The 15385-nt window shown below is 64.2% G+C and carries 12 protein-coding genes and 1 other RNA gene; 9 read left to right on the forward strand and 4 right to left on the reverse strand.

All coding sequences use genetic code 11. The features are described 5' to 3' along the window. Nucleotides 1-20: 20 nt before the first annotated feature. Nucleotides 21-2651, reverse strand: coding sequence for a DNA gyrase subunit A (gene gyrA / locus HDG32_RS22315; protein WP_184070728.1), 2631 nt, complete (start codon nt 2649-2651; stop codon nt 21-23). Nucleotides 2652-3125: 474 nt separating this feature from the next. On the opposite strand from gyrA, the gene ompA reads away from it, so the two are divergent. From ompA to HDG32_RS37070, 5 genes are all read left to right on the forward strand, one after another. Continuing rightward, complete coding sequence (gene ompA / locus HDG32_RS22320) at nt 3126-3773, forward strand: outer membrane protein OmpA (protein ID WP_090801331.1); 648 nt, start codon at nt 3126-3128, stop codon at nt 3771-3773. Nucleotides 3774-4008: 235 nt separating this feature from the next. Next, nucleotides 4009-4707 (forward strand): bifunctional 2-polyprenyl-6-hydroxyphenol methylase/3-demethylubiquinol 3-O-methyltransferase UbiG, encoded by a 699-nt coding sequence (gene ubiG, locus HDG32_RS22325; protein WP_184070729.1) that lies wholly within the window; start codon nt 4009-4011, stop codon nt 4705-4707. A 41-nt stretch (nt 4708-4748) separates the two neighbouring features. Further along, complete coding sequence (gph, locus tag HDG32_RS22330; protein WP_184011034.1) at nt 4749-5462, forward strand: phosphoglycolate phosphatase; 714 nt, start codon at nt 4749-4751, stop codon at nt 5460-5462. A gap of 144 nt (nt 5463-5606) precedes the next feature. Then, nucleotides 5607-5976: a transfer-messenger RNA gene (ssrA, locus tag HDG32_RS22335) on the forward strand. A gap of 311 nt (nt 5977-6287) precedes the next feature. Beyond that, a complete protein-coding gene (locus HDG32_RS37070; protein ID WP_409340051.1) occupies nt 6288-6473 on the forward strand; it encodes a hypothetical protein in 186 nt (61 codons plus the stop codon). 115 nt (nt 6474-6588) lie between these two features. Here HDG32_RS37070 and HDG32_RS22345 read toward each other — a convergent pair whose 3' ends face one another. Then, nucleotides 6589-6855: a hypothetical protein gene (locus HDG32_RS22345; protein WP_184070731.1), complete on the reverse strand. Its 267-nt coding sequence runs from the start codon at nt 6853-6855 to the stop codon at nt 6589-6591. A 130-nt stretch (nt 6856-6985) separates the two neighbouring features. Beyond that, nucleotides 6986-8065: a substrate-binding domain-containing protein gene (locus HDG32_RS22350; RefSeq protein WP_184070733.1), complete on the reverse strand. Its 1080-nt coding sequence runs from the start codon at nt 8063-8065 to the stop codon at nt 6986-6988. A gap of 134 nt (nt 8066-8199) precedes the next feature. Here HDG32_RS22350 and HDG32_RS22355 point away from each other — a divergent pair, with 134 nt between their 5' ends. From HDG32_RS22355 to HDG32_RS22370, 4 genes are read left to right on the forward strand one after another with little or no spacing between them, the layout of a single operon-like run. Further along, nucleotides 8200-8685, forward strand: coding sequence for an NAD(P)H-dependent oxidoreductase subunit E (locus HDG32_RS22355; RefSeq protein ID WP_184070735.1), 486 nt, complete (start codon nt 8200-8202; stop codon nt 8683-8685). Beyond that, nucleotides 8682-10256, forward strand: a complete 1575-nt coding sequence (locus HDG32_RS22360) for an NADH-quinone oxidoreductase subunit NuoF (protein WP_184070737.1) — start codon at nt 8682-8684, stop codon at nt 10254-10256. The genes HDG32_RS22355 and HDG32_RS22360 overlap by 4 nt, the downstream gene beginning before the upstream one ends. A 15-nt stretch (nt 10257-10271) precedes the next feature. Beyond that, complete coding sequence (gene fdhF, locus HDG32_RS22365; RefSeq protein ID WP_184070739.1) at nt 10272-13256, forward strand: formate dehydrogenase subunit alpha; 2985 nt, start codon at nt 10272-10274, stop codon at nt 13254-13256. Between the two features lie 8 nt (nt 13257-13264). Continuing rightward, nucleotides 13265-13525: a formate dehydrogenase subunit delta gene (locus HDG32_RS22370; RefSeq protein WP_184070741.1), complete on the forward strand. Its 261-nt coding sequence runs from the start codon at nt 13265-13267 to the stop codon at nt 13523-13525. 87 nt (nt 13526-13612) lie between these two features. Here the strand turns inward: HDG32_RS22370 and HDG32_RS22375 are convergent, their stop codons facing one another. Beyond that, on the reverse strand, nt 13613-15337 hold the full coding sequence (locus tag HDG32_RS22375) for an FAD-dependent monooxygenase (RefSeq protein ID WP_184070743.1): 1725 nt from the start codon (nt 15335-15337) through the stop codon (nt 13613-13615). Between the last annotated feature and the right edge of the window lie 48 nt (nt 15338-15385).

Below are 15385 nucleotides of genomic sequence, written 5' to 3' on the forward strand. Positions count from 1 at the left end.
CTGAAAGCCGCTGGCACGGATCAAGCCGCGCCGCCGCCCTCACCGCCGTTATCACCTTCAGCGGAGCCGTCGGAATCGCTTTCCGACTCGCCCTCGGCCTCCGCTACCTGCTGCAGACCGGACAGCTTGGTCCCTTCGTCAAGGCTGATGAGTGTAACACCTTGCGTTGCGCGTCCCATTTCGCGAATTTCCGACACGCGCGTGCGAATCAGCACGCCCGTAGTGGTAATCAGCATGATCTGCGCTTCCGGGTCCACGAGCGTCGCGGCAACGACCTTGCCGTTACGCTCCGACGTCTGGATTGCGATCATGCCCTTCGTGCCGCGGCCGTGACGCGTGTACTCGGTGATTGGGGTGCGCTTGCCGTAGCCGTTCTCGGTTGCGGTGAGCACCGACTGCTGCTCGTCGCCGGCCACCAGCAACGCGATCACGTTCTGGCCGTCCTCGAGTTGCATGCCGCGCACGCCGCGCGCCTCGCGGCCCATCGGACGCACGTCGTTTTCGTCGAAGCGCACTGCCTTGCCCGAATCCGAGAACAGCATCACGTCGTGCTGGCCGTCGGTGATCGCGGCGCCGATCAGGTAATCGCCCTCATCGAGACCGACCGCAATAATACCCTTGCGCAACGGCCGGCTAAATGCTTCCAGCGGCGTCTTTTTTACCGTTCCCAACGCGGTCGCCATGAACACGAACTTGTCGGCCGAGAACTCCTTGACCGGCAGCACGACCGTGATCTTTTCGCCTTCTTGCAGCGGGAACATATTGACGATCGGCCGGCCGCGCGAATTGCGCGAACCCTGCGGCACTTCGTAGACCTTGACCCAGTACACACGGCCGCGGTTCGAGAAGCACAGGATGTGGTCGTGCGTATTGGCAATGAACAGCGTGTCGATCCAGTCGTCTTCCTTCATGGAAGTGGCCTGCTTGCCACGACCACCGCGCTTCTGGGCTCGATATTCGGACAACGGTTGCGATTTCACGTAGCCCGCGTGCGACATCGTCACGACCATTTCCTGCGGCGTGATCAGGTCTTCGGTGTTCAGCTCGGTCGCGTTCAACTCGATCTTCGAGCGACGCGCATCGCCGAATTCGGCCTTGATGGACGTGAGTTCGCCGACGATGATCGCCGAAATGCGTTCCGGGCGAGCCAGAATGTCCAGCAGGTCAGCGATCTGCGCCATCACGTCGCGGTATTCGCCGATGATCTTGTCTTGCTCGAGACCGGTCAGTCGCTGCAGGCGCATCTGCAGGATTTCCTGCGCCTGCGTATCGGACAGACGGTAAAGGCCGTCGGTCTGCATGCCGAACGACGGGTTCAGTCCCTCCGGACGATAAGCTTCGCGACCGCCCGCCGACGCGTTTTCCGACTCGGCGCGTGACAGCATTTCGCGCACGAGCGACGAATCCCACGCGCGCGACATCAGCTCCTGCTTGGCGATCGGTGGTGTCGGCGCGGCCTTGATGAGCGCGATGAATTCGTCGATGTTCGCGAGCGCAACCGCGAGACCTTCGAGCACGTGACCACGTTCGCGCGCCTTGCGCAGTTCGTAGACGGTGCGCCGCGTCAGCACTTCCCGGCGATGCGACAGGAAGCACGTCAGCATTTCCTTCAGATTCAGGAGCTTCGGCTGGCCGTCGACGAGCGCGACCATGTTCATACCGAACGTGTCCTGAAGCTGGGTCGCCTTGTACAGATTGTTCAGCACGACCTCGGGCACTTCGCCGCGCTTCAGCTCGATCACGACGCGCATGCCGCTCTTGTCGGATTCGTCGCGGATGTCGGAAATGCCTTCGAGCTTCTTCTCGTTGACGAGCTCGGCGATGCGCTCGAGCAGCGAGCGCTTGTTCACCTGATAGGGCAGTTCATCGACAATGATCGCCATGCGCTGGCCGCGGTCGATTTCCTCGAAGTGCGTCAGCGCGCGCATCACGACGCGGCCGCGACCGGTCCGATAGCCGTCGCGCACGCCGGCCACGCCGTAGATGATGCCGGCGGTCGGGAAGTCGGGCGCGGGGATGATCTCGATCAGCTCGTCGATCGTCGCTTCCGGGTTTTTCAGCAGATGCTGACACGCGTCGACGACTTCATTGAGGTTGTGCGGCGGGATATTGGTCGCCATGCCGACCGCGATGCCGGACGAGCCATTGATCAGCAGATTAGGGATGCGCGCGGGCAGGATGGCCGGCTCGTTCTCGCTGCCGTCGTAGTTCGGCACGAAGTCGACCGTTTCCTTGTCGATATCGGCCAGCAGTTCGTGGCCGATCTTCGCCATGCGGATTTCGGTGTAACGCATCGCCGCGGCGTTGTCGCCGTCGACGGAACCGAAGTTCCCCTGGCCGTCGACGAGCATGTAGCGCAGCGAGAAGTCCTGCGCCATCCGTACGATCGTGTCGTAGACAGCGGTGTCGCCGTGCGGATGGTATTTACCGATGACGTCGCCGACGATACGCGCCGACTTCTTGTAGGCGCGGTTCCAGTCGTTGTTCAGCTCGTGCATCGCGAACAGCACGCGCCGGTGCACCGGCTTCAGGCCATCGCGGACATCGGGAAGCGCTCGCCCTACGATCACGCTCATCGCGTAATCGAGATACGAACGGCGCATTTCCTCCTCAAGGGAGATTGGCAGAGTCTCTTTGGCGAATTGATCCATTATCCGTATCTTTTACGTGCGAAGGCGGGTTTCGCCGCTTCTTCGCGTAAGCATTGCAGGCGCAACGCATCACGCGATTCTAACATGCCACGAATCCACGCCCGACGAAGGTACGTATACATATTAGAGGGGCGCCCGCCAACACCTCGCCGATCACACAATTTCAGTCTCGTCAGGCTCGATTCCTGCGTGGGACCAATTCGCCGCTCAGCCAGAGCCGGCGGACCGCTCAGACGAAAACATTTGTTGCGCATGCACCACAATTGGAGGGGGATTTGATCGGGGGCGGATTTTTTTTTCGTCGGAAGGGAACGATATGGCAAAATGCCAACGCACAAAGAGTCAGACACTGCTCGAAGTCTACACAAACGGTTTTTGTTCCGCACCAATGTTATACTTCGAGCAATGTATGACTGGTCTTCGTCAACAGGCTCGCAGTAAACCTGCGGTAATCTCAATTTCGAGAGGAGAAATATGAATAAACTTTCAAAGCTCGCGTTCATTGCAGCTACCGCAGTTATGGCTGCATCCGCCATGGCGCAGTCGGTGCCGGCGTCGCGACAAGCTACCAACGACAACTGGGTGAATGGTACTGGCGAATACGTGTGGATGAACGGCACGAACGAGCTTTGCTGGCGCGATGCATTCTGGACGCCCGCAACGGCTAACGCCAAGTGCGACGGCGCTCTGGTTGCTCAGGCTCCGACCCCGCCGGCACCGGTCCCTCCGCCTCCGGCTATCTCCAGCGAAAAGATTACGTATCAAGCTGATGCGCTGTTCGACTTCGACAAGGCAATCCTGAAGCCGGCCGGCAAGGAACGTCTGAGCGAACTGGCATCGAAGATCCAGGGCATCAACCTCGAAGTCGTCGTCGCTACGGGCCACACCGACCGTATCGGTTCCGTCGCCTACAACGACCGTCTGTCGCTGCGTCGTGCTCAAGCTGTGAAGGCCTTCCTGGTCAGCAAGGGCGTCGAAGCCAACCGTATTTACACGGAAGGCAAGGGTCCGCGCAACCCGGTTACCACCGGTTGCAACCAGAAGAACCGCAAGCAACTCATCGCCTGCCTCGCACCGGACCGCCGCGTGGAAGTCGAAGTTGTCGGTACGCCGAAGCAGTAAGCTGGAAAATTACCGCAGTATCGAAAGCCCCGCTTCGGCGGGGCTTTTTTTATGCGCGGGTACCGCGACCTGACGTGATGCGCGACGCAGGAGCGTCCCGCTCCGCTACCAGCGGCTCGCAGCTTGCATCAGCGCCCGCTACCCGACGCGCTTTTGCCGCTCTTTCTCTCGCCCTATATACTCAGGGTTTATCCTCGAGCGTCCGCTCACCGCTTTCATCGAGGCAGCCTTCACCATGACCAACGCCGATCCTCACGAACTACAGAAATTCAGCGACCTCGCGCATCGTTGGTGGGACCCGAACGCCGAATTCAAGCCGCTGCACGAACTGAATCCGATTCGTCTAAGCTGGATCGACGCCCACGCCCATCTCGCCGGCAAAAAGGTGCTCGATATCGGCTGCGGCGGCGGCATCCTGTCGGAATCGATGGCAGGTTTGGGCGCTCATGTGAAGGGCATCGATCTGTCGACCCAGGCACTCGGTGTCGCCGATCTTCACAGTCTTGAAAGCGGTGTAACCGTCGATTACGAAGAAATCGCGGCTGAGGCGCTGGCCGCACGCGAACCGGGCACCTATGACGTGGTCACCTGCATGGAAATGCTCGAGCACGTGCCCAGGCCGGCCGCGATCGTCGAGGCCTGCAAGAATCTCGTGAAGCCGGGCGGCTGGGTGTTTTTCTCCACGCTGAACCGCAATGTCAAGTCGTATCTGTTCGCGGTGATCGGCGCCGAATACATCGCGCGAATGCTGCCGATGGGCACGCACGACTACGCGCGCTTCATCCGCCCGTCGGAGCTCGCCGGCTTCGTGCGCGCCGCCGAGCTGCGCACGGCGGACATCAAGGGCATCGTGTACAACCCGCTCAGCAAGCTTTTCGCGCTGTCGTCCGACACGAGCGTCAACTATATGCTCGCCTGTCGCCGCGACGTCTGAATTGCCCGAACCGCCCCGATCCGCCGTATCCGAAACGAACAATGAGCGACCCGACTCCCCTGCCGCAACGCGAAGACAACGACGACACGCTCGGCTTTTGCCTCGCCGTGCTTTTCGACCTCGACGGCACGCTTGCCGACACGGCGCCCGACCTCGCGGCCGCCGTCAACAAGATGCGCCACGACCGGGGGCTCGAGATGGTGCCGCTCGAGAAGCTGCGCCCGCTGGCTTCAGCCGGAGCGCGCGGACTGATCTGCGGGGCGTTCGGCATCGGGCCCGATCATCACGAATTCGCATCGATGCGCGAGGAGTTTCTCGCGAACTACGAAGCAGATCTGTGCATCGAGACGACGCTCTTTCCGGGTATCGCGGAAGTGCTCGACGAACTCGACGCGCGCGGCGTGCGCTGGGGCATCGTCACGAACAAGGTCGCGCGGCTTACCGAGCCGCTCGTCGCGCAACTCGGGCTCGAGGAGCGCGCCGGCTGCGTGGTGAGCGGCGACACGACCCCGCATTCGAAGCCGCACCCCGCGCCATTGCTGCACGCGGCGCGTGAGCTGGACATCGCGCCGGAGCGCGTCGTCTATATCGGCGACGATCTGCGCGACGTGCAGGCCGGTTTTGCCGCCGGCATGAAGACCGTCGCCGCGGCGTACGGCTATTGCGGCAACGACATTCCGCCGACACGGTGGCACGCGCAACACGTCGTAGAATCGACGGCCGAGTTGCAAACCCTGCTGCGCGACATCGGCTGACAAAGTCAGACAGATCGGTTGAAGGTCCCGGCCCGCACTCTTGTTAACCATGTTGCACCATTCAGCAGCCACCAAAGACGCACGACGCAGCCCTCGATCTATTGTAAAATCTCCTTTGGCTCACATATATGAGCAACGAACCGCGGGGGCGACCTGGTTTCGACAGGGGTTGCGAAGCGGCTAGGGCATGTCGAGGACCCGTCACCTCGTTAATCAATGGGAAAAACGTAACTGCAAACGACGATACGTTCGCACTGGCAGCCTAAGGGCCGCCGTCCTCTGCCTAGTTCACTGACGGGCTAGTGTCGCAAGACCGGTAGCAATACCGACAGAGGTCATATACGTCAGTTAAGCCTTGGCGGCGTCACGACGTCCGGGTCGAAAATTTAGTGAATCGCCGTAGCGCAGCGTGTTCGTCCGCGTCGCTGCGGTTAAATCAAAAGACAGAACTAAACATGTAGAACTGGTCGTAGAGGACTTCTGGACGCGGGTTCGATTCCCGCCGCCTCCACCAAATACCTGGAACGTTCGCGATGAACGGCCCCAAAAAACCCCGGTAGCGTAACGCTGCCGGGGTTTTTTATTTTCGGCACCGTCTGCGACGCTTTGCGGGCCGGCCACACATCTCCCCTTCACTCAACGGGGACGCACAACACGCCCCGGTAAATCCGCGGCCGTTGCTTATACTCGTAGCTCGAAGCGAGTCGTGATTCGTCAACCACGTCGCCAAAACAGGAGCCTGCGTCATGCGCAAGACCATCGCTCTGCTGGCCCCGCTCGCACTCCCCGTTCTACACGCCCGGTGCCTTTGCCGATCCGCCCAAACTGTCCGACGGCCGCTTCGTCACCGCTGACGGCATGACGCTCCACACGTTCGACAAGGACACCAGGCCCGGCGTCAGCGGCTGCATGAGCAACTGGCCGGCGGCCACGGCGGCGCCGACCGACAAGCAGGCGGGCGATGCAAAGGGGGACGGTTTCAAGGAAATCTGGCACATCGCCAGGCCATAAGAAGCCACTCCAGCCGGCAACTGGGCCGCCATCGCCCCCGCCACAAAGCACAACGCCGACCCAAGGGCCGGCGTTGCGTCAAACCTCGAAGCTCGAGCGAAGCCCGAGCCAATTCTTATTCGTCTTTCGGGCACTGCAGATTGCAGCCATTCGGATCTCCCATGTCGCCGCGCTTGCGCGCCTTCGAACGTTGGCCGTGCTGATACTTGTCCGACGGGGCGGACGCGGCGAACGGCATCTGCGGATGCTCGTTAATGCGGAATTCGTCGGTCAGGATGCCACCCGGCACGCCAGGCGAATTTTGCGCGTAAGCGACGGAGACGGTGGCACAGAGCACACCAGCCGCGGCAGCAGCGGCACATGCATGGAGAAGAGATTTCATGTCGGTTCAGCGCAGCTTGGCGCGCGGTAAAGGCGGATACGAAGCCAAGAGAGTAGCCGAAACCGGCGCGCTGCGCAGCCGCGCACGCCGAGCGCCACCGCTTTTCTGGTTACAGGCTCTTACTCCGCCGTTACGCGAGCGCGCCGCCGAGCCCCTCATCCAGATCGACGAGCCTGCCGCAGTCGCACGGATCGTAGCCGGCGAGTTGCTCGACGCGTTGGTGAAACGCGCTGCCGCGCAACAGGTTGATCACCGTCGCGAGCGGCGCGCGAGAGAGGTGCGCGCGATCGCACGCGAAGTAATAGTCCTCGTCGACGATCGGAATGAAGTCGAGCCCGAAATGATGCGCGGCCGGTTCGACGCCGAAGCCTATGTCCACCATGCCGCTCGCGACGAACGCCGCGATCGCCGAGTGCGTCAGCTCGGTCGATGCATAGCCGTTGACGCGGTCCGGGTCCACACCGACCTGTCGCAGCGCGAGATCGAGCAGCATCCGCGTACCCGAGCCCGGCTGGCGGTTGACGAAACGGATGTCGTCGCGCGCCAGATCGCCGAGCCCGCCGATCCGCTTCGGATTGCCCTTGCCGATGAACAGACCCTGCTTGCGTCGGGTCAGATGCACGAGCACATGGCGTTGCGGATCGAGCCAGCGCCGGTAGGTATCGGCGCACACCGCGCGGAACTCGCCGAGCGGCAGATGAAAGCCCGCCAGATCGCACTCGCCGCGCGCGAGCGCACTGACCGCCTCGGCGCTGTCGCGGTACTTGATCTCGACCGGCAGATCGTTGGCGACCAGCGCCGTAACAAGCGCAGCCACCGCGTAACCGTGCGACGCGTGGATGCGCACGTCATCGGCGGGGGGCGCAAGCCAGCGGTTCAGATCGCTCGCCACTTCGCTCGCGAGCGCCTGCAAATTGCCGTCGAGCCGCTCGCCGCAGAGCCGCTGCCCGCGCAGCACCGCGTGACCGAGCTCGGACAACACCGAGCCGCGCCCACGCTCTTTCGCGATCAGAGGACCACCAAACCGCTCCTCGATGCTGCGCAGCAAGCCCCATGCGTGCCGATAGGACAAACCCTTAAGCGCCGCGGCCTGCGCAATGCTGCCAGATTCATCGACGAGCGCGAGCAGCGGCACTACGTCAGACAGGCTGGCCTCGCGGCCGTCCGCGCCCTTCACCACCAGCTCGACCTGACATTCGATCCTGACCATATATGTTTGACTGTTTCCTATTGCGCGCGCCGGTCGGCCCGCCTATCTTTCGGCTATACCATATCGAATAAGCGAAGCATACGTGCATGCATTATGAATAACAAGTGCATATATCGCTTCGGAGGAGCCCCCCTTTGGACGATTCTCTCGCCACGGCGCCGGATCAGCTCGTGCAACGTCACGCGCAGCCGGGCCGCACACTCATCACGATCCTGCACGCGATCCAGGACGAACTCGGCTTTGTGCCACCCGCGGCGGTCGGACCGCTCGCCCGTGCGCTGAACCTGTCGCGAGCGGAAGTGCACGGCGTCATCACTTACTACCATCACTTTCGCACCTCGCCTGCCGCGCCCGTCACGGTGCAGCTGTGCCGCGCCGAAGCGTGCCGCAGCATGGGCACCGAGGCGCTTGCCCAGCAGATCGAGGCGCACACCGGATGCCGCTTCGACACCGGTCACCATGACGGCGCAACGGTGGAACTCGAATCGGTGTACTGCCTCGGCCAATGCGCGCTGTCGCCGGCGATGATGCTCAACGGCACGCTGCACGCGCGCGTGTCGCCGCAAAAATTCGACGCCCTGTTCGCCGCTGCCCGCAAACGCGCGGAGGTGCCGGCATGACGCGCATCTATGTTCCGCGAGATTCCTCGGCGCTCGCGCTCGGCGCCGATGCGCTGGCCGAAGCCATCGCCAGCGAAGCCGCGCGCCGCGACATTGCGATCGAACTGATCCGCAACGGTTCGCGCGGGTTGCTGTGGCTCGAACCGCTCGTCGAAGTTGCGACGCCCGAAGGCCGCATCGGCTATGCGAATGTCGACGTGGAAGACGTCGCCGCGTTGTTCGACGCGGGCTTCGTCGAGGGTGGCGAGCATGCGCGGCGCGTCGGCGTGGTCGACGAGATTCCGTATCTGAAGAAGCAGCAGCGCCTGACCTTCGCGCGGATCGGCATCACCGACCCGCTGTCCATCGACGATTACGTCGCGCACGGCGGCCTCGAAGGCCTACGCAACGCCCTGCAAACCGACGCCGATGCCGCCTGCGAAGCGCTGATCGAATCCGGTCTGCGCGGCCGCGGCGGCGCGGCCTTCCCGGCCGGCATCAAGTGGCGCACGGTGCGCGGCGCGAAAGCCGCGCAGAAGTATGTCGTCTGCAATGCCGACGAAGGCGATTCCGGCACCTTCTCCGATCGTCTCGTGATGGAAAGCGATCCGTACGTGCTCATCGAAGGCATGATCATCGCCGGCGTCGTGACCGGCGCGACCGTCGGCTACATCTATGTGCGCAGCGAATACCCGCACTCGATCGCGACGCTCGAAGCTGCCATCGCCCGTGCGCGCACAGCCGGCTGGCTCGGCGACAGCGTGCTCTCGAGCGGGCAGCGTTTCGAGCTGTTCGTCGCGAAAGGCGCGGGCTCGTATGTGTGCGGCGAGGAAACCGCGATGCTGGAATCGCTCGAAGGCAAGCGCGGCATCGTCCGCGCAAAGCCGCCGGTGCCCGCACTCGTGGGTCTCTATGGCCAGCCCACCGTGATCAACAACGCGATCACGCTCGCCACCGCGCCGATCATCTTCGCGCGCGGCGCCTCGTTCTATAAAGACTTCGGCATGGGCCGCTCGCGTGGCACGCTGCCGTTCCAACTGGCCGGCAACATCAAGCGAGGCGGCCTCGTCGAACTCGCGTTCGGCGTGACATTGCGCCAACTGCTCGACGACTTCGGCGGCGGCACCGCGAGCGGCCGGCCGGCGCGCGCGGTGCAGGTCGGCGGTCCGCTCGGCACCTATCTGCCGCCAAGCCAGTGGGACATTCCGATGGACTACGAGGCGTATGCGGCGATCGGCGCGGTGATCGGCCACGGCGGTCTCGTCGTACATGACGACACCTCGAACCTCGCCGAGCTCGCGCAATACGCAATGCACTTCTGTGCGCTCGAATCGTGCGGCAAATGCACACCGTGCCGGATCGGCTCGACGCGCGGCGTCGAGGTGATCGCGCGGATTCGCAGCGGCGACACATCGACGCGTCAGGTGCAATTGCTGCGCGATCTGTGCGACACGATGGTAGCCGGCTCGCTGTGCGCGATGGGCGGCATGACGCCCTATCCGGTGCTGTCCGCGCTCGATCATTTCCCTGAAGACTTCGGTCTCGCCGCCGATCCCACTGCCGACCACGCCACCAAAGCGGCCGCGGCCTGACTCCAGGAGTTCACCATGTCCGACCAGTTCAACTCCCCTGCCGGCGCCCCGAAGGAAGTCCCCCTGGGGGGCGGCTGCGGCTCAGGCAACTGCGCGTGCAAGTCGCAAGCCCTGCCACGCGCCGCCAACGCGTTCGCCGACGACACCGACTACGGCACCCCCGCCCGCCACTCGGACGTCGACGTGACGCTCGAAATCGACGGCCAGGCGGTGACCGTACCGGCGGGCACGTCGGTGATGCGCGCGGCGGCTGAAGCTGGCGTCAACGTGCCGAAGCTGTGCGCGACCGATTCGCTCGAACCGTTCGGCTCATGCCGCCTGTGTCTCGTCGAAATCGAAGGACGGCGCGGCTATCCGGCCTCGTGCACGACGCCGGTCGAAGCCGGCATGAAGGTGCGCACGCAGACCGACCGTCTGCAGTCGCTGCGTCGCAACGTGATGGAGCTGTACATCTCCGACCATCCGCTCGATTGCCTGACCTGCCCCGCCAACGGCGACTGCGAACTGCAGGACATGGCGGGCGTGACCGGCCTGCGCGAAGTGCGCTACGGCTTCGACGGCGCGAATCATCTGAAGGACCAGAAGGACGAATCGAATCCGTACTTCACGTACGACCCGGCGAAGTGCATCGTCTGCAATCGCTGCGTGCGCGCGTGCGAGGAAACCCAGGGCACGTTCGCGCTGACGATCACCGGACGCGGCTTCGAATCTCGCGTCGCGGCCAGCGAGAACCAGCCGTTCATGGAATCGGAGTGCGTGTCGTGCGGCGCCTGCGTGGCCGCGTGCCCGACCGCGACCTTGCAGGAAAAGTCCGTCGTGATGCTCGGCCAGCCCGAGCACTCGGTCGTCACCACCTGTGCCTATTGCGGCGTCGGCTGCTCGTTCAAGGCAGAGATGAAGGGCAACCAGGTCGTGCGGATGGTGCCGCACAAGAACGGCCAGGCCAACGAGGGTCATGCATGCGTGAAGGGCCGCTTCGCGTGGGGCTACGCGACGCACAAGGACCGCATCAAAAAGCCGATGATCCGCGCGACGATCACCGACCCGTGGCGCGAAGTCAGCTGGGACGAAGCGATCTCGTACGCGGCATCGGAATTCCGTCGCATCCAGGCGAAGCATGGGCGCGATTCGATCGGCGGCATCACGTCGTCGCGTTGCACGAACGAGGAAACCTACCTCGTGCAGAAGCTCGTGCGCGCCGCGTTCGGTAACAACAACGTCGACACCTGCGCGCGCGTCTGCCACTCGCCGACTGGCTATGGTCTGAAGACGACGCTCGGCGAATCGGCCGGCACGCAGACGTTCGCCTCCGTCGACAAAGCCGACGTGATCATGGTGATCGGCGCGAATCCGACCGATGGCCACCCGGTGTTCGCCTCGCGTCTGAAGCGGCGCGTGCGCGAGGGTGCGAAACTGATCGTCGTCGATCCGCGCCGGATCGATATCGTCGATACGCCGCACGTGAAGGCGTCGCACCATCTGCAATTGCGGCCCGGCACCAACGTCGCGATCGTCAACGCGCTCGCGCATGTGATCGTCACTGAAGGCCTGCTCGACGCAGCGTTTGTGGCCGAGCGCTGCGAAACCCGCGCGTTCGAACAGTGGCGCGATTTCGTCGCGCTGCCGGAGAACTCGCCGGAAGCGACCGAAGCGGCGACCGGCGTGCCCGCGCAACAGGTACGCGAAGCCGCGCGCATCTACGCGAGCGCCGGCAACGCCGCGATCTACTACGGCCTCGGCGTCACCGAACACGCGCAAGGCTCGACGATGGTGATCGGCATCGCGAACCTGGCGATGGCGACCGGCAACATCGGCCGCGAAGGTGTCGGCGTGAATCCGCTGCGCGGCCAGAACAACGTGCAGGGTTCGTGCGACATGGGCTCGTTCCCGCACGAGCTGCCCGGCTATCGTCACATCGGCGATCCGCTCGTGCGCACGCAGTTCGAAAACGCCTGGGCCGTCACACTGCAACCGGAACCTGGCCTGCGCATTCCGAACATGTTCGACGCCGCGCTGCACGGCAGTTTCAAGGGTCTGTACTGCCAGGGCGAGGACATCGTGCAGTCGGACCCGAACACGCATCATGTGGCGGCGGCGCTGTCGTCGATGGAATGCATCGTCGTGCAGGACATCTTCCTGAACGAGACCGCCAAGTATGCACACGTGCTGCTGCCCGGCTCGTCGTTCCTCGAAAAGGACGGCACGTTCACCAATGCCGAGCGCCGCATCTCGCGCGTGCGCAAGGTGATGCCGCCGCTCGGCGGCTACGCGGACTGGGAAGTCACGCAGTTGCTGTCGCGCGCGCTCGGCTACGAGATGGACTACACGCATCCGTCCGAGATCATGGACGAAATCGCGCGGCTCACACCGACCTTCCACGGCGTGTCGTACCGGAAGATCGACGAAATGGGCAGCATCCAGTGGCCATGCAACGAGGACGCGCCCGACGGCACGCCGACGATGCACGTCGACACCTTCGTGCGCGGCAAGGGCAGGTTCGTGATCACGAAGTTCATCGCATCGCCGGAGAAGGTCACGCGCAAGTATCCGTTGCTGCTGACGACCGGGCGCATTCTGTCGCAGTACAACGTCGGCGCGCAGACGCGCCGCACCGAGAATTCGCGCTGGCATGACGAAGACCGGCTCGAACTGCATCCGCACGATGCCGAGGAACGCGGCATCAAAACCGGCGACTGGGTCGGCATCGAATCGCGCGCGGGGCAAACCGTGTTGCGCGCGAAGGTGACGGAGCGGATGCAGCCGGGCGTCGTCTATACGACGTTCCACTTCCCCGAATCGGGCGCGAACGTGATCACGACCGACAGCTCCGACTGGGCGACCAACTGCCCCGAATACAAGGTGACCGCGGTGCAGGTGATGCCGGTCGAGCAGCCGTCGCAATGGCAGAAGGACTATTCGCGCTTCAATAGCGAACAGCTCGAACTGCTGAAGCAGCGCGAACCGGCCAATGCGGCCGCGGCCGTCACCGCGGGCAAGTGAGACGAGCCATGGACAATCGGAATCTGATCGACATGGCGAACCGGATCGGCGACTTCTTCGAGTCGATGCCCGATCACGAGGAAGCGCTGACCGGCGTCGCCGAACACATCCGCCGCTTCTGGGAGCCGCGCATGCGGCGCGCGCTGCTCGCGACGCTCGACGAAGCGCCGGACACGTATGACATCGCGCTATCGGACTTCACGCGCGAGGCGATCGTCAGGTATCGCGAAAAGTTGACGCCGGCGCAGGCCCGGGCGCCGGCGGCTTAGGCTCGGGCCGTTTCCCCCAATCAACCAGGCGCGGCGGCGCGATCCGCTGCCGCGTGCGTGCCCATGCCACGCAACAGGCGGCGCCAATCACAACGTCGCCTGTTCCGAGATCTCTCCCCCAACCGTAAACCACGCTTCGCAGTGCCGTACGAGACCGTGCAGGTCCGAGCCGGTGCGTCCGCGCGCGCTGATGTAGCCGTCGGGCCGCACCAGATAAAACGACGGCCGCGTGCGCCCATACGATTCGGACAACGCCGGGCCGCCGTCGCCGCTCGTATCGGTGACGCGCCAGATCCGCACCGCGTTCGGCAGCAGCCGCTCGACCTCGGCGGCGAGCTTTTCTACTTCGGGGTCCGGCGGCGGTGCATGTTTGGCGGCGGGATCGAGCGGCGTGCCATCGACGGGCAGCGGCGGCAACAGCAGAAACAGCGAGAAGAACGCCGGATCGTGCAGATCGAAAATGCAGCCGACGCCCGGCGCGCGCCCCAGCGGACCGTCGACGACGTGCACGAGCGCATCGGGTGCGCGCTCGCCCGCGCGCGGGCCGCCGTCGAGCACGCGTTCGAGCGTCAGCGGACTGCGCCGGTACTGGATCGACAGCTCGCTGATCGTCGCGCGTGCGGCATCGCGCAGCGGACCGAACGTGGCCAGCACCGGCATCACGCGCTCGCGCAGCAGCTTCATCGGTCCGTGATCGGCCTCGGCCATCTGCGTGATGAAACCGGTCTGCCGCAGCACCTCGCGCTCGATCGGATGTCGTTCGGCGTGGTACGTGTCGAGCAGACGATCCGGCGCCGCGCCGCCGATCACGCGCGCGAGCTTCCAGCCGAGATTGAGCGCTTCCTGGATGCCGGTGTTCATGCCTTGTGCGGCCGCGGGGCTGTGTACGTGCGCGGCATCGCCGGCGAGGAAGATGCGGCCCACGCGCAGCCGGTCGACCATCCGGCTGTTCACGTGGAAGTACGCCGACCACGCCAGCTCCGAGACGTCGACGCGCTCGCGCACGCGTCGCGCGATCAGCGCCTTGCATTGTTCGAGCGACGGCGCCGGCGCCCGCTCCAGCGGCGGCTCGCCGAGCACCGCGGGGGCCGGCGGCGCGGCGCTGCCGGACGGCTCGACCGCATGATCGGCGATCAGACGATGGCGGCCGTGGCCCATCGGAAACAGCGCGACGAGACCGTCGCCCGACGCGAAGATATGGAACTCGTCGTCGGGCCAGTCGGTTTCGGCGTGCAGGTCGGCGAGCAGAAAGGTCTGGTCGAAGGTCTTGCCCTCGAAGTTCAGGTCGAGGCGATGGCGAATCGAACTGTGCGCGCCATCGGCCGCGATCAGATACGACGGGCGCATGGCTTCCGTGCGGCCGTCCGCGCGGCGCAAGGTCGCCTGAACGCTCGCGGAGCCTTGCATGAACGCCACGAGCTCGACGCCGCGTTCGACCTTCACGCCGAGCGTCGCCAGATGCTCGGTCAGGAGCCGCTCGGTCACCGACTGGTCGAGAAACAGCAGATAGGGATAGCGCGTGTGCAACGGGTCGAAATCGAGCTGCGCAAGCCGCATGCCGTTCGAAGACAGATTCGCCACGCGAGCGCGATGGCCGAGCTCGAGAAACGGTTCGACCAGTCGATGCTGCTCGAGCAGTTCGAGCGTGCGTGCCTGAATGCCGATCGCGCGCGAGTAAGGGTTCGGCTGGGGCGCCTTGTCGATCAGGCGCACGGGGACGTGGGCGCGCGCGAGACTCATCGCTGCGGCAAGTCCGGTGGGACCGGCCCCGACGATCAGCACCGGCGACGCGTCGTAGGCGGCAGCGTCCATGCGGAACTCCGGAGGCAACAATGCGTTCCATATGCAAACAGACCCTAG

Source organism: Paraburkholderia sp. CI2 (assembly GCF_014201055.1).
Taxonomy (GTDB): Bacteria; Pseudomonadota; Gammaproteobacteria; order Burkholderiales; family Burkholderiaceae; genus Paraburkholderia; species Paraburkholderia tuberum.